Source organism: Sporolactobacillus vineae DSM 21990 = SL153 (genome assembly GCF_000377985.1).
Classification (GTDB): Bacteria; Bacillota; Bacilli; order Bacillales; family Sporolactobacillaceae; genus Sporolactobacillus; species Sporolactobacillus vineae.
In genome coordinates this window covers 21,870-43,860 of record NZ_KB899058.1, presented here as the reverse complement: position 1 = coordinate 43,860, position 21,991 = coordinate 21,870, and the positions used below count along the sequence as shown (strand labels likewise).

Here is a 21,991-nt window from a genome sequence, read left to right as displayed (position 1 = left end):
CGGAGTTGCTCGGGTTTTCCTAACCGCTTCATTTGTCGGAGTATTGCCGAAGCCTGATTAGGCATCATCCCGATATAATCCGGCTGGCGCCGGCCTTCCGGAGCGACCGCCATGGCAATCTTATCCTTAGAAACATCCAAACCGACGTAAATTATGTTATGATTCATTATGCTAGCTCCCTTCGCGTTGTGGCTCTGTTTGAAGTCCTTGATGCATTTTTATTGTACTTCAATCAACCCACGTTGCTGCGATAGTGGGGCTAGTTTCGTTCATTATAACTTTAAGCGGAATAGGATCAACTTCGTCCTGATTAGGATCGACTTTTCCCTGATTAGGATCAACTCTAGCTGTTCATAGATCTATCACATTAATCATCTCATCGGGAACTGAGCGGAGCGGCAACCTGTTTCGTCATCGGCGAGACAGGAAGGGAAATCATTGTTAAAATGAAACCATTGTCTGCTGTCAGGAGCACTGAGATACATTAGAACACTTTTCCTGACGGATCTTGATGGTTTCAGAAAAAAGAACAGAAGGGTGAAGTTGTGTGGAGAGAGAGAAATTAAAGAGAGGCCTTAGTGCGCGCCATATTCAAATGATTGCACTGGGCGGCACGATCGGTGTGGGTTTGTTTATGGGTTCGGCCAGTACGATTCAGTGGACGGGTCCGTCCGTGCTGCTCGCTTATGCGATCAGCGGCCTGTTTATTTTCTTTATCATGCGGGCGATGGGGGAAATGTTATACGTTGAGCCGAGCACCGGATCATTTGCGACATTCGGGCGCAAGTATATTCATCCGCTGGCGGGTTATCTGACGGCGTGGAGCAATTGGTTCCAATGGATCATCGTCGGCATGTCCGAAGTGATCGCCGTAGGGGCCTACATGAAATTCTGGTTCCCGGAGCTGCCGGCCTGGATCCCAAGTGTCCTCGTGGTCATTATTCTCGGCACGGCGAATTTGGTTTCCGTCCGGTCGTTCGGCGAATTTGAATTCTGGTTTGCGATGATCAAGGTCGTGACCATCATCTTGATGATTATTGCCGGAATCGGACTGATTTTCTTCGGGTTCGGCAATTCGGGCAGAGCGATCGGTTTATCGAATCTCTGGGCACACGGCGGCTTTTTCACAAAGGGATGGGAAGGCTTTTTCTTTTCATTATCGCTTGTCGTCGCTGCTTTCCAGGGGGTCGAGCTCATCGGCATTACGGCCGGTGAGGCGAAGCATCCGCAAAAGACGCTGGCCCGTGCGATCCAGAACATTATCTGGCGCGTTCTGATTTTCTATATCGGGGCAATCTTTGTCATTGTCACCGTCTATCCGTGGGATCAGCTTAATGAACTGGGCAGCCCATTTGTCATTACATTCTCTAAAATCGGTATTACCGCTGCGGCGGCGATCATAAACTTTGTTGTCATTACAGCTGCCATGTCCGGGTGCAACAGCGGTATTTACAGTGCCGGACGGATGCTTTATACGCTCGGTGTATTCGGACAGGCGCCAAAAAGTTTCAAAAAAGTCTCCGGGAACGGTGTACCGCTGTATGGCACGATTGCGGTGCTCATCGGTCTGGCCATAGGGGTTGTTCTGAATTTTGTCGCACCGCCGAAAATCTTTGTGTACGTTTACAGTGCGAGTGTCCTTCCAGGCATGGTTCCCTGGTTCGTTATCCTGATCAGCCAGCTCCGGTTCAGAAGGATTAAGGGAGCTGAGTTGCGGGAGCACCCATTCAGAATGCCGCTTGCACCTTTTTCAAACTATCTGACGATTGCCTTTTTAATTGTCGTATTAGTCGGGATGTGGTTCAACCCGGACACGCGGCTGTCGCTGATTGTCGGGATTATCTTTCTTTGTCTCGTGGTTGCCTGTTACTATGCATTTGGTATATACAAACGGGATAACACGTAAGATCTGAACCATCAGGCGCCGTCCGGAGACGAGAAAATCTGAGCGCCAATCACTGGCAGCAATCCTCTTAAATCAGGATGGTTCACAAAATATCTTTCTCGTGCCTGATTATGCTATTCGATTGATTCAGAAGATTATCATTTATGATAAGATAAACGTATTAAGGATATTATCAATACGAAAATGGAGGCAGAGAGATGAGGAAATACGCAATCATTGGCATTGGCCACGTTGGCGCGGCAGTTGCCTACACTCTGGTCAGTAAGGGTATTGCGGATGAACTGACGATTATCGACACGAATGAGAAGCTGGCCCGTGCCGAGCAGCTGGATTTGCAGGACATGCAGGGTCGAATCGACACGCGGACGATCATTAAGATCAATGATTACAGCGAGCTGGCTGATACGGACATTCTGTTCATCACGGCCGGCAATATTCACGCCTATGAAGAACCGCAGGCACAGGGAAACCGTTGGGCAGAATTTACATATACAAAAGAAATTGTCAAAGACATTGCCCCGAAGATTAAGGCATCCGGTTTCCATGGTGTCGCGATTGATACGATGAATCCTTGCGACGCGATCACACAGTATTTACAGGAAAATACAGGACTCAGCCGGCAGCAAATCTTTGCGACCGGAACGTTCCTGGATACCGCCCGGATGCAGAAAGTCGTCTCGGACAAATTTGATGTCGACCCGAAGAATGTGTCCGGTTATGTCTACGGTGAACACGGCGAATCCCAGTTTACAGCCTGGTCGACGGTTCAGGTAAACGGTCTGGCTGTGACCGAACTGGCCAGGCAGCGCGGCCTGGATCTGACTGCACTGGAAGAAGCCGCACGTCGCGGCGGCTGGGAAGTTTATGTCGGCAAGCATTATACAAACTGGGCGATCGCGACCTGCGCCGTAAAACTGAGCCAGGCTGTACTTGCTGATGCCAGAGCGGCATACATCTGCTCCTGTTACAGCGAGAAGTACGGCACCTATGTCGGCCAGCCGGCGATCATCGGCAAGCATGGTGTTGAAGAAGTCACCACGCTGCCGCTGACTGATGAAGAGGAAGCAAAATTCAAACATTCTGCGGATACGATCAAGGAAAAATTCCAGCTGCTGGACAAACAAACCAACTGATCGTTTCCCACAAAATAGACATGGAACATCTGAACACCGGTGGCAGAAATCCAGAGACACAATCTGCCGCCGGTGTTTCTGTGGTATGGTTTTCTCCTTTAAGAAATAGTTTTCAAGTAGGGCTTGTCATGACACTTTTTTTAAGCCTGTGAGTGAAACATTTTAACCTCTGTGCACGTATTGATGTGTATCGTGTCCGAATACTTGTCAGCAAGGCCAAGAGAGAAAACAGGGGGTGCAGGCCATTGTCCGCACAAAAGCTGAATGCAGCAACTGAATATGAAAATTTTCGGGAAATGGTTTACGGCAGTGCGCTGAAGTTTGCGAAAAAAACTGCTTTTCAGATAAAAATAGGAAACGGTCACTATAAGTATGTCACGTATTCACAGTTTAAAGAGGACTACAGGGCGCTTGGCACGCATTTTCTGAATGCTCGTCTGCAGGGAAAGCGCATTGCTGTGATCGGTAAAAACAGTTACCCGTGGGTGCTGCATTATCTGTGCGCGGCGACGGTCGGCGCAGCTGTTGCGATTGATCGCGAGCTGTCGCCGGAAGATATGCGCGACTTTATTGCTTCCGCCGGCTGTTCGGCGATCTGCGCGGACGCCGAAATACTCGAACGCCTGAAGCCGCTGGTCGGGAGCGGTCTATTGCTCCTGTCGCTGCAAAGAAATCTGCCGGCGATGCCGGTGAACGACCGCCGGATTGACAGGCTTCCGGTTAGGGAAGAGGACATGAGCGTTCTGATTTTCACTTCCGGTACGTCCGGGCATTCCAAGGGTGTCTGTCTGTCGCAAAAGAACATTTGCGCGAATATCTTTTCCACGTCAAGAATCGTGAAAGTGACATCCCGAGATAAGACGCTATCGATTCTGCCCCTTCACCATACTTATGAATGTACGCTAAACTGCCTGCTGATCCTGTCGCGTGGCGCCTGTATCGCCTATGCAGACAGCCTGAATGCGATCCGCCGCAATATTCTTGAATACCATCCCACGATACTTGTGGTCGTTCCTGCGCTGCTTGAGCTTGTTGACAAACGGCTTCAGGCAACCATCATCAAAGGCTGTCCGGAAAAATATCGATCAAGCTTCGAAAATTTCTCGATTTCAGAGGCTCTCGGGAAACTGCCTGTATATTTACGAATGATCATTCGTCATAAGGTGAAAAAAGCTCTGGGGGGTAAAATTCACACGTGCATTGTCGGTGCCGCAGATCTGTCCCCGGATGTTGTGGAAGACTTTCTCGCCCTCGGCATCCGCCCTTTGCAGGGTTATGGGCTTACTGAATGCGCGCCGCTCCTGGCCGGCAACAACGATTTCTATTTCAATCCGTCGTCCACCGGCGTGGCCGTTCCCGGTGTTGAATTGAAGATCGATCACCCCAATGCAGCCGGTGTCGGGGAAATTCTCGCAAAAGGCGATAATATCATGCTTGGCTATTACAATGATCCCGAAGCAACGGCCGGCGCCTTTCGCAACGGTTATTTCTGTACCGGTGATTTGGGCTGTCTGGACAAGGATGGCTTCTTGTATATCAAAGGCCGGATGAAGAACGTGATCGTTACCGCCAATGGCAAGAACATTTATCCGGAGGAACTGGAAGCGCGGCTCCTGGAAAAGAAGTCGATCAGCGAGGCACTGATTCTTTCAGGGAACTCTCGTCAGGGCGAGACCTGTGTCAAAGCCAAAATCTTTCCGAATTTTGACAATATCGCCGGTATTCTCGGTCACCTGCCGACGAAAGAAGAAATCTATGCGAATATCAAATCGATCATCGATGACGTCAACAATAAAATGCCCGGCTACAAGCACATTCGCATGTTCGAAGTGCTTGAAAAGGAATTTGAGAAAACCACGACACGAAAGATCTTGCGCTATGGGCGGAACTTAGCATGATGATCTAGGAAATCTAAATCGATTTGAAGCATCCCGGCAATTCCTGTGGTTGAGGAATGGTCGGGATGCTTCTTTGTCTGATGAGCATTCATCACCGGATGTAAATTGATACGGAAACATTCCTTTTCCCAGGTTTGGTCTCCGTAATCATTTGGGTGCATCAATCAATAAACTTTTTACCGCAATCAGGGGGAATGTATCCTGAAGCGAGCTCAAGCGAAAAAAACAGACCAGTTTAACAGAGCTTTTCAAAAGAACCTCTCCGTAAAAATGATAAAACCGATGAACGATACTAACTTTTAATATTGGCCAATGAAAACGTGAGCCCGTAATCATCTTCCGGATAAAGTAAAATTTGGTTTAAGAAAGTAACTCTTTAATGTAACATACCTTACAGTTTTATGGCAAAAGAGATGAACAGGCATTTCAAAGAGGGAGGACAGCGAAAATTTGAATATGGAACTGATGGGCATCTGGTTTTGAAGAAAATACCTGTTAATCTGCGACAAAACATGCGGAAATTACTGATTTTTACGACTTCAAGATATGGTATAGTATCACTGAAATTTTAATACGGTGTCCGTCTGGTGAAAAAAGTAGAGCATCAATCGCTTGTCCATCTGATTGACGCAATTGAAAAGAGGTTTCTAATGAAAGTAAAGCGAAGTATTAAAAATTTAATATTTGGTATAATCAGCCAATTTGTAGTTGTTGCTTTTGGTGTGCTTATTCCCAGACTGTTTCTCGTTCACTTTGGTTCTGAGGTGAATGGTCTTATCTCTTCAATCAGCCAGATTGTCGTTTACTTATCTCTGCTTGAAGCCGGTGTGGGTGCTGCATCTTTGCAGGCGTTATATCGACAAGTGGCGAATGCCGATAAGAAAAGCATCAACGAAATATTGTCGGCCACCTCTGATTATTATAAGAAAACGGGCGTGTACTATTTTCTATGTGTGATCGCTATCGCCGTTCTCTATCCTGTGTTTGTTCATTCCACAATAAGCTGGTCAACGACAATGCTTGTCATTTTACTGACCGGTCTGGGAGGCGCTTTTAATTATTACTTTCAGGGGACTTACAGTATTTTTGTAACGGCCATTGGAAAAAGCTATGTGGATACATTAATTGTTACAGTAATCAACATCCTTACCAGCATTTCAAGGATCATCCTGATTATTCAAGGATTTAATATCATCATCATCCAAGGCTCCTCGTATAGAGTGTAGACTCAAGAAAGAAATGAAAGCGGGGAGCGGTAAACAATGATTCAAAGACCTAAAGTATACGGCATTGATGTCGATCCGGAAACGCGCTGCGTCCATTACCATACGGAGCGGGATATTATTGCGATCAAATTCAAATGCTGCGGAACGTACTATTCGTGTTATCAGTGTCATCAGGCGCTGGCGGATCATCCGGCGGTTCCCTGGTCCCGTGAGGATTATGATGAAAAGGCCATCCTCTGCGGTGCGTGCGGCCGGGAGCTGACCATTCATGACTACATGACCTCCGGCTACCACTGCCCGTATTGCGGTGCAGCGTTCAATCCCGGATGTGCAAAGGATTATCCTTTGTACTTTGACGTGGAAGAGACGCCTCAGCAGGACTAACTGACGAGGATTTTTTGAAAAAAAACTGCCGCCCTGTACAGAGGCAGAGCGGCAGTTCGTGGCAGTTTTCACTGTTCAGTGTGTTTTGCTGTAGGCAGCTTCGTCTCTTGCTTCTTCGCGTAGACCGGAAACGGTTTGCTCGCGGCGCTGATTCTTGCTCTGGAATCGCTGCTTCTCCTCGTCGCTCATCTCGTCCCCGTGCGCTTTTAGGTAATCATTGGCTTCGTCCATATTTTTCAGGGTATGGCCGATATTCTTCGCAATCTTTTCCAGATTGTCTGAACGATCATCCGGTTTTGCCATTGAAATTCCTCCTTCTCAGTAAACTTATTATGCCGTGAAAGGGAGAAATTATGAGTTTGATGCCACGGAGTTAGAACGTTTTATATTTAAGAAATTTACCGTTCAAGGTAATCACCACACGGTCTCCATGTGGATCTTCTTCCTTATCCAGATCCATCTTAAAGTCAATGGCGCTCATGATCCCGTCTCCGAACTTCTCATGAATCAGTGCTTTGATGGTATCTCCATAGACGAGCACAATTTCATAGAGCCGGTATATGGTCGGGTCGGCAGGCGGGGCAGAAAAATTTGTTCCGCGGAACGGAATCGACTTCAAATCATTTTCAACTTCAGCGGAAAGCCCCAGCAGTCCGGTGACTGCCTTTGCTTGCTCCGGGCTTAATGTCTGCTGGCCAAAAAGGGCGGCGGTACAAAATACTTCCGAGCAGCCGGCGGTTTCCGCAATTTGTGCAAAGCTCAGTCCTTTTTTCTCTTTTGCCTCTAAGATGGTTTTTGTTGCTTCTGAATAAGCCATACGGACACGGCCTCCCGATAATTTAGTAAAAGTCGTAATGCCGTCACAAGTAGCGACAACAAAAGCATAGCACTTAGAAAATAATCTACGCCAATCGTGACAGAATATCTGCCACACTAAATAATTGGATTGTTATTGACCACTTGGTCAACGCGTGATATATTGAAACTGACCAGGTGGTCAATGCGAAAAGGAGTGTGGTCAGGATGGCTGTCATTGAACTGGATCATGTCAGCAAGTATTTCGGCAAGTTTGCTGCTGTCAAAGACCTGTCGATGAACGTGGAAAAAGGAGAATTCTACGGCTTTATCGGACCGAACGGCGCCGGCAAGTCGACAACGATCAATATGATCCTGCACTTTATTAAGAACAGCGAAGGCCGCATCCGGCTGTTCGGGGAGAACATGCCGTCGGCCAATGTCGACGTTAAGAAGCGGATCGGCTATGTGCCGAGCGATGTCCGCTTCTATCCGCAGCTTCATGTGGAGGATCTGATTCGCTATACACTGGATTTTCACCGGATGCATGCGGACAGGAAAGAGCTGACGTATTATTGCGATCTGTTCGATGTGGATCTGAGAAAGAAATTCGGGGACCTGTCGCTCGGGAATAAGAAAAAAGTAGCAGTGATCTGTGCGATGATCATGCGCCCGGACCTGCTGATTCTCGATGAACCGACGAACGGTCTGGATCCGCTGATGCATGCCCGGCTGTTCCAGCTGATGAAGGAGAAACAGCAGCAGGGCGTGACCGTGTTTCTCTCAAGCCACAACCTGAAAGAGGTTCAGGACTATTGTTCCAGGGTTGCGTTTATTAAGGCCGGACACCTGATTGGTGTGGAAGACCTGACGACGATTAATAAAAATGTAAAAATTATTACTTTAAAAGGGGATCGTCTGCCGGTTGAACAGATGGAGACCATCGGTGCCGAGTGTATCAGAAGGAGCGATTGCGAGGCGCGGTTCACCTATGAAAAAGGGCTTCCGGAACTGTTCCGGACGCTCTCGGAACTTGCTCCGAAACTGGACGATGTGACCGTTGATAATCGGGATCTTGAAGAACAGTTTATGTCGATGTATGAAAATCAGGAGGCGACGCGCTGATGACACTTTTCAGACTGGAATGCCGGACGCATTTGAAAACACTGCTGATCTGGATTGTCGTAGTTGCTCTGCTGACGTTCGGTCTACTGTCGCTGTTCCCCTCGATGAAGAGTATGGGCCTGCAGCAGATCGATCTTAACGCGATGCCCAAAGACATGCTGAAGGCATTCAATCTGTCCGATATGGCCGCACTGGCCACGGTTAAAGGGTATTTCGGCTATGAGTACCAATATGTGATGCTTGCGACCGGTATTTTTGCAGCAACACTCGGAACCAACGCCCTCTCCCGGGAAGAAACGGAAGGCACAATCAGCTACCTCTACGCGCAACCGATTTCGCGACTGTCGATCGTCACGGCAAAGATGATCGCCAATGTGCTCCTGTACACTCTTTACTGGCTGGTGTCGATGGCTGTCGCTTTTCTCGCCTGCCTGATTTTTAAAGAATCGGGGGCATCTGTATCCGGCCTCTTCAGGTCGTTCACGCAGCTGACCTTCACCGGATGGATCATGGGTCTGACGTTCATGAGTGTCGGTTTCCTGCTGTCGTCGCTGATGAAATCGAATAAGCCGGCCACCTCACTGTCGCTGGCGATCGTTTTCCTGACGTTCATTCTTGGTGTTGTCGGGAAACTCAATGACAAATTTCAGTCGCTGATCTATTTCTCACCGGTGGACACGGCGCTCCCCAGTGCCGTATTCAAGAACGGCATCGAATGGAAATATGTCGTCACCGATCTGATCGTCCTAGTGGTTGCCGCACTGCTGACCTGCGTGATCTATCGACGGAAGGATTTGAAAGTCTGAATGGAAGCATCGAAAGAAGAAACGATTCTGACCGCAGCCATTCATGAATTTGCGGAAAAGGGTTTTGAACAGGCGTCGACCAATCGCATCGCAAAGCAGGCCGGCGTTTCGAAAGGGCTGATTTTCCACTACTTTGAGTCCAAGGAGAAACTTTTTGAGGCATGTGTCAATGACGCGATTGCTTTCTCAATGAAGAAACTGGACTATGAGAAATGGGATTTGTGTACCCATCTGATGGAAAAATTGAAGCAGTACAGCGAGCAGGAATTACTGTTTTACAAAGATTATCCGGATGTCTACCAGCTGATTATCTCGGCGTTCGCCAGTCCGCCGGAGAAACTGAGCGGGAAAATGAGCCGCCTGTTCACGGAACTTTCCGCATTGGCACCGCAATTTTTGAAGAAGCTGATTGACGGACTTGACCTCAAGGATGACGTTGATCCGGTGACACTGCTGGCCGTCCTCCAGTCCCATTGTAATTACTATTCCGCTCAGGCTATGGGCTATCTGAAAGTACATCCGGGCGCGAGCATTGATGCGCTGAAACCGATCATCAATCAGTTTCTGGACATGATGGCAATGAGCCTGCGCGGCCTGCTGAAAAATGAGCGGGAAGCGCTGAAGTGATGGGGCAATCGGGCCGCAGGGATGTTCCCCTGCGGCCCGATTGGATGATGCGAACGATCAGATGTGTACGAGATTTGCACTCGTGCCGGTAGTCAGAATGTCGACAACCCCGTTCAGACCCCCTTCAACCATGTTTTTTACTGACGTCGTTGTGAAGAAGCCGATGTGCGGTGTCAGAATCACCTGATCCATCGCGATCAGCCGGCCCAGCAGCGGATCACGGAGCGGCTGACCGCTCAGATCCTGATTGATCATCGTTTCATCTTCAAAAGTATCCAGTGCGGCACCGGCAATCTGATGGTGTTCAAGGGCATCAATCAGATCGGCGGTGTTGATCAGTCCGCCTCTGGCAATATTGATCAGGAAGGATCCGGGCTTCATCAGCGCAAGTGTCTCTTTGTTGATCATGTGGCGTGTCGTATCAAGCAGCGGTGTATGGAGCGAAACGATATCGGCGCCTCTGAGCACGTCCTGAAAAGACGGCTGGTACGCCACAACTGTGCGCAGCTGTTCGTTTGGATACTTATCGAAAGCGATCACCCGGGCACCCAAACCATGAAAGAGCCGGGCAGCGGTTGCACCGATATGCCCGGTTCCGATGATGCCGACTGTGAGCGACCGCATTTCTCTTGAAATCAGCCCGTCCCACCTGAAGTCCTGATGGTGGATCCGCCGGCTGAATTGAGGGATATGGCGTTCCAGCTGCAGCGCTTGCGTTACCGCCAGCTCGGCAACCGAGTAAGGAGAATACGCCGGTACATTGGTAACTACAATTCCGTTTTTTCCTGCTTCCTCAAGATCAATAGCGTCGTAGCCTGCCGAACGGGTGGAGATCTGGCGGATCCCGCCGGCTTTCAGTTTCCGGTAAACTTCAGGTGCGCCCACCGAAACGGGCTGCTGAATACAGATCCCGTCATAGCGCTTAACACGGTCGACCGTTGCGAGCGACAGAGGATCCCGCGTCGTGTCGACGTCAATATGATGCTCTGCCGACCAGTGCGCAACCGGCTCTTTCTCATCTTCAGTAACGCTGAAAAAAAGGATTTTCAATCGATACATCCCCTTCAATGGCAGTGCAGTGATCTGCACTTCCCGTCTTGAGTTTAGCTGAATTTGTAAATGATGTAAACGGCTTCACTGCGAAACGAAAATGCTTCGCATCGTGAAAGCCGGTTTCTCTTTGATTGGAGAATAGTAACTGCAGGCTTTCATAATACACGAACAATATGTTGTAAGGAACGATGAATGTTCGCATTTTTGTTGACTTGCAATCAAATGCGCTGGTATAATGGCTGATAGAAAAGTGCTTTCTCTGTATTCCGGCCTGCCGAAAGATATTTTCCCGGCTCCATGCTCTTATTCCCAGTTTATCTTTTTATCAGGTTTTTCGGACGTCAGGAACGGCTTGTCCGGATGGAGAAGCAAACAATACAAGGAGGATTATTGTGAACGAAAATTGGTTGTCCCGTTATTTTCAGTTTTCCGAATTGAAAACCACACTGGGCCGTGAAACACTGGCCGGTCTGACAACATTCATCGCGATGGCTTACATACTGTTCGTCAACCCGTCTGTTCTCGCTAACGCGGGAATGGATCCGAAAGCGGTATTCACCGCGACGGCGCTGGCCAGTGCGCTGGGCTGCCTGATCATGGGTATCCTGGCGAAGTATCCGATCGCGATCGCACCGGGCATGGGTGTCAATGCCTTCTTTGCCTTTTCTGTCGTCATCGGCATGAAGGTACCGTGGCAGACAGCGATCGCCGGTGTGTTCATTGCATCGGTTATTTTCTTCCTGATCACGGTCTTCAAGATCCGTGAAATGATTATCGATGCCGTACCGCAAAGCCTGAAACTGGCAATGGCAGCCGGCATCGGCCTGTTCATCGCCTTCATCGGCCTGCAGCAGGGCGGCCTGATCGTTAAGGATCCTTCAACGCTGGTTAAATTTAATATGCTGACTTCAGGAACAACCTGGCTGACGATTTTCGGCTTGCTGGTCACCATCGTCCTGATGGTCCGCAAAGTTCCCGGCTCTGTATTTATCGGCATGGTACTGACGTCCGTTGTCGGCATGATCTTCGGATTGATCAAGCTTCCGACGGCGATCATCTCGCCGGCACCCAGCCTGGCTCCGACATTTGGTGTTGCCATCACGCATATCCCCGATATCAATACGGTTCAGCTGGCGATTGTTGTTCTGACGTTCCTGCTGGTCACGTTCTTTGATACGGCGGGCACGCTGATCGGCCTCGCCGAACAGGCCGGGTTCATCAAGAACAACAAGATGCCGCGCGTCGGCCGTGCGCTTCTCGCCGACTCTTCATCGATGCTGGTCGGCTCTGTACTCGGTACCTCACCGACCTCGGCCTATATCGAATCGTCGACGGGTATTGCTGTCGGCGGACGTTCCGGCTTCGCTGCGGTTGTCACCGGGATTCTTTTCCTGGTCGGCCTGCTGTTCTCGCCGCTTCTCGCCGTTGTTACGTCTCAGGTTACGGCGCCGGCGCTGATCATCGTCGGCGTGCTGATGGCGTCGGCACTCAAGCAGATCCCGTGGGATCAATTTGAAATTGCCGTACCTGCATTCCTGACCGTACTTGGTATGCCGCTGACATACAGCATTTCCGACGGCATTGCGCTTGGCTTTATTACTTATGTGATTACCATGGTTGCCGCAGGCAAATGGAAACAGATCCATCCGATCGTCTATGGCCTGTTCGTGATCTTCCTGATCTTCTTCTGGGCACTGTTCATTCAGTAATCAGCTGACCGGTTTTTCCGGTGCAGAATCCCTTCTTCGCGTCATGCGGGAGGGGATTTTTTATTTTGCCCGGATCCTGAACCTGCTGCATAGACGTTCTCCGGTAAGGCAAACTAGAATGACTAAACAACAGGGACGTGATTGCTATGGCAGCACTGATATTTGCCATTATCTTCTGGCTGGCCGGTTTTGCGGTTCTGTCGGGCGGCTTTTTCCTCCATCGGAATTTGCGCCGGGCGGGGAAGCATTTGCTGGAACATGCCGACCATGAAAAAGGGAAGGACAACTCGGCCAGTATTGCATTGTCAATTGAGGGAAAGATCGTTGAATTCATACCGGGCCATGTCATCCACACAGTCACCGGGGTTTCCGGATCACTGCTGATCGTCATGGGTTTTGTCGCACTCGCCTTTATGGCTGTCTGAGACGTATTCGCTGCTGCTTGCGGCCTGACCGGCCGGGCGGCATGGTATATAATGAACAGGAATGCGTCTGATCGGTGGTGGAATCATGAGGAAGAATCAGAAGGGGAATAAAGGCCATTTAAAACAGAAGCCGGCGAAGAAAACATTTGTCGTCGGGGATCACGAATCCCTTGACGAGGTGCTTGACCGGATGAAAGCGGAAGGCTACCGTCCGGTCATGCGTGTCGAACGTCCCGTATTTCGTGAGGGGAAGAATGGTCCGGAGGTAATCGGCAGGCGGTGTGTGATCGAAGGACGCCTGAATGTCACAAAAGGCGAACAATAACGTTACGTGTTAACTTAATGTTCGATTATTGGTTGACACCTTTTGAATAATGCTGATATGATTGAAGCATCAGATGAGAATCAAATGCCCTCATATATTTTTGGGAATATGGCCCAACTGTTTCTACCCGGTTACCGAAAATGACCGGACTATGAAGGGGAAAATAACAACGTCCTGTTTTGGAAACCGCTGCCTGCGGTTTGCACCAGACAGCTTGTTTTCTCTTTCCGAGGATTCAGCCGTTCTGGGCTTTTTTATTTCTTCACCATTTGTTTCGAATGAGTGCAAAGAAATCGCTTATTCAGAGTTTTCAAGGAGGCAATATCTTGGTTAACGCAATCGTTGGTGTAGTTATGGGAAGCAGTTCAGACTGGGAAACCATGAAAAATGCCTGTGCTATTCTGGACAAACTGGAAATACCGTATGAAAAAAAGGTGGTTTCGGCGCACCGGACGCCGGATCTGATGTTCCGATATGCAGAAACAGCCCGGGAACGCGGACTGAAAGTAATCATCGCCGGTGCCGGTGGTGCGGCGCATCTCCCGGGCATGATCGCAGCGAAGACCACGCTGCCGGTGCTCGGTGTACCGGTGCAATCGCATGCTCTGAGCGGAATGGATTCCCTGCTCTCGATCGTGCAAATGCCCTCAGGTATTCCGGTCGGTACCCTGGCGATCGGCAATGCCGGAGCGACCAATGCTGCCCTGCTTGCCGCCAGATTTCTCTCGGCGTTCGATGTGTCGATCGCGGACAAGCTGAATGACTACCGTGATTCGCTCGTTAAGAAAGTAAAGGACAGTGATTTGCAGTGACAGTGAAAACCATTTTGCCCGGACAGACGATCGGTATTCTTGGCGGCGGGCAGCTGGGACGGATGATGGCGATTGCGGCGAAACAGATGGGCTACCGGATCGCCGTGCTTGACCCGACGGAAGACTGTCCGTGTGCGCAGGTTGCCGATAAGGCGATCGTTGCCGACTATGATGACCCGGAAGCGGCCAGACAAATGGCAGAAATCGCCGATGTGGTCACCTATGAATTTGAAAATGTTGATGTAAAGACGGCAGACTATTTGCAGGAGCACAGCTATCTGCCGCAGGGCTACCATCTGCTTGAAATCACCAAGGATCGTCTGAATGAGAAAGCGGCGATCCGTAAGGCAGGCCTTCCGGTCGTTCCTTATATGCCGGTCAGAAACCAGGAGGAACTGGAGACAGCGCTTGCCGGGATTGGTTTTCCTTCCGTACTGAAGACGACAGAAGGCGGCTATGACGGGAAAGGGCAGTACGTGCTGAAGGCTAGGGAAGATCTTGAAGAAGCGCTCCCTTACATCGGCAAAACGCCGTTCGAACTGGAAAAATGGCTCCCTTTTGAAAAAGAAATATCGGTGATTGTCGTGCGCAGCACAACCGGAGAAACTTCGGTTTTCCCGGTAGCGGAAAACATTCACCGTCATAATATCCTGCATCATACGCTTGTGCCGGCGAGAATTTCGGGCGCACTTCGTGAAGAGGCAACACAGCATGCGCTGCATCTTGCTGAAGCGCTCCATCTCGTCGGCACGCTTGCTGTCGAGATGTTTGTCGGCAAGGACGGCAAGGTTTATGTCAACGAGACGGCGCCGCGGCCGCACAATTCCGGACATTTTTCGATCAATGCCTGCGATACGTCACAGTTTGAACAGCATGTCCGGGCGATCTGCGGCCTGCCGCTCGGAAGCACGGAGCTGCTCAGGCCCGTGATCATGGTGAATATTCTCGGACAGCATGTGCAGCCGGTCCTGAACAAGATCTCGCGGCTGTCGGATGCGCATCTTCATCTTTATGGTAAAGATGAGGCACGCTTCGGACGTAAAATGGGGCATCTGACCATTCTTGGCGATACGGTTCAGGATTGCATTGATAAGGCTGAGAAATTAAATATCTGGAAAATTGAACAGGAAGCAGGTCGGAATGCATGATTGATCGGTACACGCGGCCGGAGATGGGCGCGATCTGGACAGAAGAAAACAAATATAAAGCCTGGCTTGAGGTGGAGCTGCTGACCTGTGAAGGCTGGTCGGAAATCGGCGAGATCCCGAAAGAAGACGTCGTCAGGCTGAGGAAAAATGCGACGTTTACGGTCGGCCGGATTCATGAGATTGAGAAGATTACCCGGCACGACGTGGTCGCGTTTACGCGGACCGTCTCCGAATCGCTCGGCGCGGAGAAGAAGTGGGTGCATTACGGGCTGACGTCGACCGACGTTGTCGATACGGCGCAATCCTACCTGCTGAAACAATGCAACGAAATTCTTGAGAAAGACATTGAAAAGTTTATCGACGTCATCCGCGAGAAAGCGAAAAAGTATAAAAATACGATCATGATGGGCCGGACGCACGGTGTCCACGCCGAACCGACGACATTCGGCCTGGTTATGGCCCTCTGGTATGAGGAGATGAAACGCAACCTCGCCAGGTTCAAAGATGCGGCGGAAGATATCCGTGTCGGCAAGATTTCCGGCGCCGTCGGAACTTATGCCAATATCGATCCGTCCATCGAAAAATATGTCTGCGAACATCTTGGGCTGAGACCGTCGCCAATCTCCACTCAGGTGCTGCAGCGTGACCGCCATGCCCACTACATGGCTACGCTGGCACTGATTGCGACGTCGATTGAAAAATTCGCCGTTGAGATCCGCGGCCTGCAGCGTTCGGAAATCCGCGAAGTTGAGGAAGGCTTCGCCAAAGGCCAGAAGGGATCGTCATCGATGCCGCACAAGCGCAATCCGATCGGATCGGAGAATATGTGCGGCATGGCGCGTGTTCTGCGCGGCTATATGCTGACAGCTTATGAGGACGTACCGCTCTGGCATGAACGCGACATTTCCCATTCTTCTGCGGAACGGGTGATCCTGCCTGACGGAACGATCGCTCTTGACTACATGCTGCACCGCTTCACCAATATACTGGAGAACCTGACTGTTTTCCCTGAACATATGCGCCGCAACATGAAGAAGACGTTTGGCCTGCCTTTCTCCCAGCATGTGCTGCTGGCATTGATCGAGAAGGGATTAAGTCGTGAGGCGGCTTATGATATTGTCCAGCCGAATGCGATGAAATCATGGGAGACGGAAACCTCGTTCCGCTCGATTCTCGAACAGGACAAGCGGGTAACCGACCGGCTGACGCCGAAGGATCTGGATGCCTGCTTCGATGAAACCTATCACCTGAAGAATGTGAATCTGATTTTTGAACGCCTCGGCCTGAACGACTGAGCAGTTTTGTATCCGGAAAATCTGTCCGGAACGGCCTTGAGCCTGACGGACATCCTGAAAAGGGGCAAATAAAATGAGTCAGTTACTTTATGAAGGCAAAGCCAAGAAAATGTATGCAACGGATGATCCCAATGTGCTGCGTGTGGAATATAAGAATGATGCAACGGCGTTCAACGGCAAGAAGAAAGCCGTATTCCCGGGCAAGGGGAAACTGAACAACGCGATTTGTACGAAAGTTTTTCATGTCCTGATGAAGGACGGGATTCCGACCCATTTTATCGATAAGATTTCTGAAACAGAGCAGCTCGTCAAGGCCGTATCGATCATCCCGATCGAATGTGTCGTCCGCAATGTAGTCGCCGGCAGTCTGGCCAAACGCTTCAATCTGGAAGAAGGCACGTCATTCGGGAGAACGATCATCGAATTCTACTATAAAAGCGATGCGCTCGGCGATCCGATGATCAACGACGATCACGCGCTGGCGCTGAAGATCGCGACGGAAGAAGATCTGGCGGAAATCCGCCGACTGGCGCTGAAGGTCAACGGCATTCTTCAGAAACTTTTTGACGAAGCCGGTATTCTGCTCGTTGATTTCAAAATCGAATTCGGCAAGCTGAAGTCGGACGGCAAGATCGTGCTGGCTGATGAAATTTCGCCGGACAGCTGCCGCCTGTGGGACAAGAAGACGCATGAGAAACTGGATAAGGACGTTTTCCGCCGCAACATTGCCGATTTACCGGAAACTTATGAGAAACTGCTGGGCCGACTGGAGGCTGTCAAATGAAAAAGGTGAAGGTCTTTATCACCCTGAAAGAGAGCGTGCTGGATCCGCAGGGACAGGCAGTCATGCAGTCGCTGCACAACATGGACTATCCGAATGTCAAGGATGTCCGGATCGGTAAGTACATCGAACTTGAACTGGAGGATACGGCCGATGTGGCCGCTGAAGTTGACGAGATCTGCGATAAGCTGCTGGCCAATACCGTGATTGAAAATTACCGTTACGAGATCGAAGAGGAGGTTCACTCGTGAAAACCGCAGTCATTGTTTTTCCCGGAGCGAACTGTGACCAGGATATGTACTATGCGATCAAAGACGGGCTCGGTGAGGACGTCGAGTATGTCTGGCATGCGGAAACTTCCCTGGACGGTTTCGATGCGGTCATGATCCCTGGCGGCTTTTCCTACGGAGACTATCTGCGGTCCGGTGCGATCGCCCGCTTTGCCGGCATCATGCCGGCAGTGATCAAGGCGGCGCAGGAAGGCAAACCGGTTCTGGGCGTTTGCAATGGTTTCCAGATCCTGCTTGAAGCGGGTCTGCTCCCCGGTGCGATGCTGAAGAACAGCCATCTTAAGTTCATCTGCGAAACCGTCCGCCTGAAGGTCGAAAATAATGAGACGCTGTTCACGTCGCTCTATAAAAAAGATGAGATCATCCGCATTCCGATTGCTCATGGTGAAGGCAATTATTATTGTGATGATGCCACACTGAAAACGCTGAAAGACAATCACCGGATCGTATTCACGTATCACGGGGAAAATCCGAACGGCTCACGCGAAGCCATCGCCGGCATCATGAACCGGGCGGGCAATGTACTGGGCATGATGCCCCATCCGGAGCGGGCGGCCGATGCGCTGCTCGGCAGCGACGACGGACTCCGGCTTTTTCAATCAATCCTGAATCACTGGAGGGAATCTGCTCATGCCGCTTACACATCTTGAACCGTCACCGGAACAGATTGAACAGGAGAAAATTTACCGAACCATGGGCCTGACAGAAAGTGAGTATCAGGAAGTGGTCCGGCTGCTCGGCCGCAAACCGAACTATACGGAGACCGGTTTGTTCTCCGTGATGTGGTCGGAGCACTGCAGCTACAAGACCTCAAAGCCGCTGCTGAAATTGTTCCCGACAAAAGGAAAACGTGTCCTGCAGGGTCCGGGTGAAGGTGCCGGGATTCTCGACATCGGCGATGATCAGGCGGTAGTGTTTAAAATTGAAAGCCATAATCACCCGTCGGCCATTGAACCTTATCAGGGTGCGGCAACCGGGGTCGGCGGAATTATCCGCGATGTCTTTTCGATGGGTGCGCGTCCGGTTGCCATCCTCGATTCGCTCCGTTTCGGCGACCTGAACAATTCGCGCGTGCGGTATCTTTTTGAAGAAGTCGTCAGCGGCATTGCCGGATACGGGAACTGTATCGGTATTCCGACCGTCGGCGGCGAGCTGCAGTTCGACGACTGCTATAACGGCAATCCGCTCGTCAATGCGATGTGCGTCGGTGTGATGAAGCATGAGGATCTGCAGGTCGGTCAGGCGCGCGGTATCGGAAATACCGTGATGTATGTCGGCGCAAGTACCGGCCGTGACGGGATCAACGGCGCGACCTTTGCTTCTGAGGAGATCTCGGCAAAGTCCGATGAGAAGCGCTCTGCCGTACAGGTCGGCGATCCGTTTATGGAGAAGCTGCTTGTGGAAGCCTGCCTTGAACTGACGAAGCATGAGGCGCTGGTCGGTATTCAGGATATGGGCGCCGCCGGGCTGGTTTCATCAGCAAGCGAGATGGCTGCCAAGGCCGGGGTCGGTATTCACATGAATCTCGATCTGATTCCGCAGCGTGAAACCAATATGACGCCTTATGAGATGATGCTGTCAGAATCCCAGGAACGGATGCTGATCGTCATTAAAAAAGGCAGCGAAGAAGAGATTAAGGCAATCTTCGCCCGATGGGGACTGCATGCCGTCGCCGTTGGTGAAGTGATTGAAGAAGAAGTCCTGCGTCTGGAGCATAAAGGGAAGATCGTGGCCGAAGTGCCATCGGATGCGCTGGCTTCAGCGCCGGTCCGTCATATGCCGTCACGTGTTCCCGCTGAATACACGGCGAATCAGGCGGCTCCGGTCTGGAAGCCGGAGATCACCGATCTTGCCGGAACAGTGCATCAGCTGCTGACGCAGCCGACACTGGCTTCCAAAGAATGGGTCACCCGCCAATATGATTATATGGTTCAGACCAATACCGTGGTCGCGCCGGGTTCGGATGCTGCGGTCATCCGGGTGCGCGGAACGAAAAAGGGTCTGGCAATGACCACCGATTGCAACGCGAAATATATTGATCTTGATCCGCTGGAAGGCGGAAAGATCGCGGTTGCCGAAGCGGCCAGAAACATTGTCTGCTCCGGCGGCGAACCGCTCGGCATCACCGACTGCCTGAACTACGGCACACCGGAGAATCCGGAAGTGTTCTGGGAAATGGAACAGTCAGTCAGGGGCATGGCGGAAGCCTGCCGAGTCTTTGAAACGCCGGTGATCAGCGGCAATGTGTCGCTCTATAATGAAACGAATCATCAGGCGATCGATCCGACGCCGGTTGTCGGGATGGTCGGACTGATCGACGATCTCGGCCGGTTGACGACCGCGTCATTCAAACACGAAGGCGACGCCATTTATGTGGTCGGCGAAGCTGCACCGGAATTCGGCGGCAGCGCGCTGCAGATCATGCTCGACGGCAAGGCGAGCGGCAAACCGCCGGTGATCGATCTGCAACTGGAGAAGAAGCGCCAGGATGAGGTACTGTCGGCGATTCGCAAGGGTTATGTTTCATCGGTTCACGACCTCTCCGAAGGGGGACTGGCGGCGGCTGCAGCCGATGCCGTCTTCGGTACGGAATTCGGCGCGGACCTGCATTTTGAAACCGATCCGGTCACTGAACTTTTTTCCGAAACCCAGTCACGCTACCTTGTTTCTGTCCCTGAGGCATTGCGCAAAGAATTTGAAGCAACCGTTGCCGGTGCAGTACTTGCCGGCAGTGTCACACGCAGTGAAAACATTGAGATGCACTTTGTCACGGAATCTGTTTCCCTGAGACGACCGGAACTCGAAAAAGACTGGAGAGGTGTCCTGTCATGTGCTATGTCGGCAAAGAACTGAATGAAGAGTGTGCCGTATTCGGGATCTGGGGTCATGCCAATGCAGCCAAACTGACTTACTACGGTCTGCACAGCATGCAGCACCGCGGCCAGGAAGGCGCGGGCATTGCCGTAACGGATGGAAAACATATTTATGATCATAAAGGGCTCGGCCTGGTTAATGATGTGTTCGACCATGAGAAACTGGAGAATCTGAGCAAAGGTTATGCGGCGATCGGCCATGTCCGTTATTCGACGCAGGGCGGCAACAGCTATGCGAATGTGCAGCCGCTGGTCTTCCGCTCACAGAAGGATTCGCTGTCGATTGCACACAACGGCAACCTGGTGAACGCCCACAAGCTGAAGGGTGAACTGGAAGAGCGGGGCAGTATTTTTCAGACGACGTCGGATACGGAAGTCATCGCCCACCTGATCAAGCGCGATTATGCTGACAGCTTCATGGAGAGCTTGAAGCATGCTCTATCGGTGATCAAAGGGGCTTATGCGCTGACGATGCTGACGGAGCATCAGCTGATCGCCGCACTGGATCCGAACGGGCTGCGGCCGCTGTCACTCGGACGTCTCGGCGATGCCTGGGTGGTCGCCTCGGAGACGTGCGCGTTTGATTTGATCGGTGCCACCTATGTGCGTGACGTCAACCCCGGTGAAATCGTGATGATTAATAATGAAGGCATGCGTTCCGAATTTTTCACCAACCATACCCAGCCGGCCATCTGCAGCATGGAATATATTTATTTCTCACGGCCGGACAGCAATATCCAGGGTATTAATGTTCATGCCGCCCGCAAAAACCTCGGGAAGATGCTGGCCCAGGAAGCACCGGTGGAGGCCGACGTCGTGACCGGCGTTCCGGATTCCAGTATCTCGGCGGCGATCGGCTATGCGGAAGCCACCGGCATTCCCTACGAACTCGGCATGATCAAGAACCGCTATGTCGGCCGGACGTTTATCCAGCCGTCGCAGGAATTGCGGGAGCAGGGTGTCAAAATGAAGCTGTCCCCGGTTCGTGCCATTATTAAGGGGAAGCGCGTCGTGATGGTCGACGATTCAATCGTCCGCGGCACAACCAGCCGCCGGATCGTCAACATGATGCGTGAAGCCGGCGCGACAGAAGTCCATGTCCGGATCAGTTCACCGCCGATCACACATCCGTGTTTTTACGGCATTGACACATCGACGTCGTCGGAACTGATCGCGGCAACGCATTCGGTTGAGGAAATACGCAAAGAAATCGGTGCCGATTCGCTTGTTTATCTGAGTGTCGACGGACTGATGAAAGCGATCGGCCGTGATCCGGCGCTGAAGAACTGCGGCCAGTGTCTTGCCTGCTTTACCGGCAAGTATCCGACGGAGATCTATCCGGATACGGTGCTGCCGCATGAAAAAGAACTGCTTGTCTGA

General features: G+C 51.1%; 22 protein-coding genes and 1 riboswitch. Of the genes, 19 read left to right on the top strand and 3 right to left on the bottom strand.

Annotated elements, in window-relative coordinates; translation table 11 throughout:
- Positions 1-595: 595 nt before the first annotated feature.
- The 5 genes from D889_RS0113165 to D889_RS0113145 all read left to right on the top strand — a co-directional run bounded on the left by D889_RS0113165 (position 596) and on the right by D889_RS0113145 (position 6,547).
- Positions 596-1,906, top strand: a complete 1,311-nt coding sequence (locus D889_RS0113165) for an amino acid permease (RefSeq protein ID WP_018962395.1) — start codon at positions 596-598, stop codon at positions 1,904-1,906.
- Between the two features lie 197 nt (positions 1,907-2,103).
- Entirely contained in the window at positions 2,104-3,039 is a 936-nt protein-coding gene (locus D889_RS0113160; RefSeq protein ID WP_010632476.1) for an L-lactate dehydrogenase, read from the top strand.
- A 245-nt stretch (positions 3,040-3,284) separates the two neighbouring features.
- The gene (locus D889_RS0113155) at positions 3,285-4,937 is read left to right on the top strand and encodes an AMP-binding protein (RefSeq protein ID WP_010632477.1); all 1,653 of its coding nucleotides are present in this window, start codon (positions 3,285-3,287) and stop codon (positions 4,935-4,937) included.
- Between the two features lie 587 nt (positions 4,938-5,524).
- Positions 5,525-6,163 (top strand): hypothetical protein, encoded by a 639-nt coding sequence (locus D889_RS0113150; protein ID WP_018962394.1) that lies wholly within the window; start codon positions 5,525-5,527, stop codon positions 6,161-6,163.
- 36 nt (positions 6,164-6,199) lie between these two features.
- Positions 6,200-6,547 (top strand): CHY zinc finger protein, encoded by a 348-nt coding sequence (locus tag D889_RS0113145; RefSeq protein WP_010632479.1) that lies wholly within the window; start codon positions 6,200-6,202, stop codon positions 6,545-6,547.
- A 75-nt stretch (positions 6,548-6,622) separates the two neighbouring features.
- Here the strand turns inward: D889_RS0113145 and tlp are convergent, their stop codons facing one another.
- Positions 6,623-6,850 carry a small acid-soluble spore protein Tlp gene (gene tlp / locus D889_RS0113140; RefSeq protein WP_010632480.1) on the bottom strand — a complete coding sequence of 76 codons (228 nt, stop codon included), beginning with the start codon at positions 6,848-6,850 and terminating at the stop codon, positions 6,623-6,625.
- A gap of 70 nt (positions 6,851-6,920) precedes the next feature.
- On the bottom strand, positions 6,921-7,364 hold the full coding sequence (gene cynS / locus D889_RS0113135) for a cyanase (RefSeq protein ID WP_010632481.1): 444 nt from the start codon (positions 7,362-7,364) through the stop codon (positions 6,921-6,923).
- 206 nt (positions 7,365-7,570) lie between these two features.
- Between cynS and D889_RS0113130 the strand changes: the two genes are divergently transcribed.
- The 3 genes from D889_RS0113130 to D889_RS0113120 are packed head-to-tail and all read left to right on the top strand — an operon-like array spanning position 7,571 to position 9,900.
- Positions 7,571-8,467: an ABC transporter ATP-binding protein gene (locus D889_RS0113130; RefSeq protein WP_010632482.1), complete on the top strand. Its 897-nt coding sequence runs from the start codon at positions 7,571-7,573 to the stop codon at positions 8,465-8,467.
- Positions 8,467-9,273 (top strand): ABC transporter permease subunit, encoded by an 807-nt coding sequence (locus D889_RS0113125; RefSeq protein ID WP_010632483.1) that lies wholly within the window; start codon positions 8,467-8,469, stop codon positions 9,271-9,273. Before D889_RS0113130 ends, D889_RS0113125 begins: the two co-directional genes overlap by 1 nt.
- Positions 9,274-9,900 carry a TetR/AcrR family transcriptional regulator gene (locus tag D889_RS0113120; RefSeq protein WP_010632484.1) on the top strand — a complete coding sequence of 209 codons (627 nt, stop codon included), beginning with the start codon at positions 9,274-9,276 and terminating at the stop codon, positions 9,898-9,900.
- Positions 9,901-9,957: 57 nt separating this feature from the next.
- On the opposite strand, the gene D889_RS0113115 is transcribed toward D889_RS0113120, so the two are convergent.
- Entirely contained in the window at positions 9,958-10,959 is a 1,002-nt protein-coding gene (locus D889_RS0113115; protein WP_248676842.1) for a D-2-hydroxyacid dehydrogenase, read from the bottom strand.
- Between the two features lie 401 nt (positions 10,960-11,360).
- Between D889_RS0113115 and D889_RS0113110 the strand changes: the two genes are divergently transcribed.
- From D889_RS0113110 to purF, 11 genes are all read left to right on the top strand, one after another.
- Entirely contained in the window at positions 11,361-12,662 is a 1,302-nt protein-coding gene (locus tag D889_RS0113110) for an NCS2 family permease (protein ID WP_193379234.1), read from the top strand.
- A 146-nt stretch (positions 12,663-12,808) separates the two neighbouring features.
- A complete protein-coding gene (locus D889_RS0113100) occupies positions 12,809-13,087 on the top strand; it encodes a hypothetical protein (protein WP_010632487.1) in 279 nt (92 codons plus the stop codon).
- Positions 13,088-13,172: 85 nt separating this feature from the next.
- On the top strand, positions 13,173-13,412 hold the full coding sequence (locus D889_RS0113095) for an NETI motif-containing protein (RefSeq protein WP_010632488.1): 240 nt from the start codon (positions 13,173-13,175) through the stop codon (positions 13,410-13,412).
- Positions 13,413-13,482: 70 nt separating this feature from the next.
- Positions 13,483-13,584, top strand: a riboswitch (purine riboswitch).
- A gap of 181 nt (positions 13,585-13,765) precedes the next feature.
- Positions 13,766-14,224 carry a 5-(carboxyamino)imidazole ribonucleotide mutase gene (purE, locus tag D889_RS0113090; RefSeq protein WP_033403983.1) on the top strand — a complete coding sequence of 153 codons (459 nt, stop codon included), beginning with the start codon at positions 13,766-13,768 and terminating at the stop codon, positions 14,222-14,224.
- Entirely contained in the window at positions 14,221-15,372 is a 1,152-nt protein-coding gene (purK, locus tag D889_RS0113085; protein WP_010632490.1) for a 5-(carboxyamino)imidazole ribonucleotide synthase, read from the top strand. The genes purE and purK overlap by 4 nt, the downstream gene beginning before the upstream one ends.
- On the top strand, positions 15,369-16,667 hold the full coding sequence (gene purB, locus D889_RS0113080) for an adenylosuccinate lyase (protein ID WP_010632491.1): 1,299 nt from the start codon (positions 15,369-15,371) through the stop codon (positions 16,665-16,667). The genes purK and purB overlap by 4 nt, the downstream gene beginning before the upstream one ends.
- A gap of 73 nt (positions 16,668-16,740) precedes the next feature.
- Positions 16,741-17,451 carry a phosphoribosylaminoimidazolesuccinocarboxamide synthase gene (purC, locus tag D889_RS0113075; protein ID WP_010632492.1) on the top strand — a complete coding sequence of 237 codons (711 nt, stop codon included), beginning with the start codon at positions 16,741-16,743 and terminating at the stop codon, positions 17,449-17,451.
- Positions 17,448-17,699, top strand: a complete 252-nt coding sequence (gene purS, locus D889_RS0113070; RefSeq protein ID WP_010632493.1) for a phosphoribosylformylglycinamidine synthase subunit PurS — start codon at positions 17,448-17,450, stop codon at positions 17,697-17,699. The genes purC and purS overlap by 4 nt, the downstream gene beginning before the upstream one ends.
- Positions 17,696-18,388 (top strand): phosphoribosylformylglycinamidine synthase subunit PurQ, encoded by a 693-nt coding sequence (purQ, locus tag D889_RS0113065; RefSeq protein WP_010632494.1) that lies wholly within the window; start codon positions 17,696-17,698, stop codon positions 18,386-18,388. Before purS ends, purQ begins: the two co-directional genes overlap by 4 nt.
- Positions 18,369-20,591 (top strand): phosphoribosylformylglycinamidine synthase subunit PurL, encoded by a 2,223-nt coding sequence (gene purL / locus D889_RS0113060; RefSeq protein ID WP_010632495.1) that lies wholly within the window; start codon positions 18,369-18,371, stop codon positions 20,589-20,591. The genes purQ and purL overlap by 20 nt, the downstream gene beginning before the upstream one ends.
- On the top strand, positions 20,567-21,991 hold the full coding sequence (purF, locus tag D889_RS0113055) for an amidophosphoribosyltransferase (protein ID WP_010632496.1): 1,425 nt from the start codon (positions 20,567-20,569) through the stop codon (positions 21,989-21,991). The genes purL and purF overlap by 25 nt, the downstream gene beginning before the upstream one ends.

Bases quoted from the DNA above. Each gene is read 5' to 3' on its own strand.
- D889_RS0113165 (WP_018962395.1), top strand. From the start codon at position 596: ATGATTGCACTGGGCGGCACGATCGGTGTGGGTTTGTTTATGGGTTCG.
- D889_RS0113160 (WP_010632476.1), top strand. From the start codon at position 2,104: ATGAGGAAATACGCAATCATTGGCATTGGCCACGTTGGCGCGGCAGTT.
- D889_RS0113145 (WP_010632479.1), top strand. From the start codon at position 6,200: ATGATTCAAAGACCTAAAGTATACGGCATTGATGTCGATCCGGAAACG.
- tlp (WP_010632480.1), bottom strand. From the start codon at position 6,850: ATGGCAAAACCGGATGATCGTTCAGACAATCTGGAAAAGATTGCGAAG.
- cynS (WP_010632481.1), bottom strand. From the start codon at position 7,364: ATGGCTTATTCAGAAGCAACAAAAACCATCTTAGAGGCAAAAGAGAAA.
- D889_RS0113130 (WP_010632482.1), top strand. From the start codon at position 7,571: ATGGCTGTCATTGAACTGGATCATGTCAGCAAGTATTTCGGCAAGTTT.
- D889_RS0113125 (WP_010632483.1), top strand. From the start codon at position 8,467: ATGACACTTTTCAGACTGGAATGCCGGACGCATTTGAAAACACTGCTG.
- D889_RS0113120 (WP_010632484.1), top strand. From the start codon at position 9,274: ATGGAAGCATCGAAAGAAGAAACGATTCTGACCGCAGCCATTCATGAA.
- D889_RS0113115 (WP_248676842.1), bottom strand. From the start codon at position 10,959: ATGTATCGATTGAAAATCCTTTTTTTCAGCGTTACTGAAGATGAGAAA.
- D889_RS0113100 (WP_010632487.1), top strand. From the start codon at position 12,809: ATGGCAGCACTGATATTTGCCATTATCTTCTGGCTGGCCGGTTTTGCG.
- D889_RS0113095 (WP_010632488.1), top strand. From the start codon at position 13,173: ATGAGGAAGAATCAGAAGGGGAATAAAGGCCATTTAAAACAGAAGCCG.
- purE (WP_033403983.1), top strand. From the start codon at position 13,766: ATGGGAAGCAGTTCAGACTGGGAAACCATGAAAAATGCCTGTGCTATT.
- purB (WP_010632491.1), top strand. From the start codon at position 15,369: ATGATTGATCGGTACACGCGGCCGGAGATGGGCGCGATCTGGACAGAA.
- purC (WP_010632492.1), top strand. From the start codon at position 16,741: ATGAGTCAGTTACTTTATGAAGGCAAAGCCAAGAAAATGTATGCAACG.
- purS (WP_010632493.1), top strand. From the start codon at position 17,448: ATGAAAAAGGTGAAGGTCTTTATCACCCTGAAAGAGAGCGTGCTGGAT.
- purL (WP_010632495.1), top strand. From the start codon at position 18,369: ATGCCGCTTACACATCTTGAACCGTCACCGGAACAGATTGAACAGGAG.
- purF (WP_010632496.1), top strand. From the start codon at position 20,567: ATGTGCTATGTCGGCAAAGAACTGAATGAAGAGTGTGCCGTATTCGGG.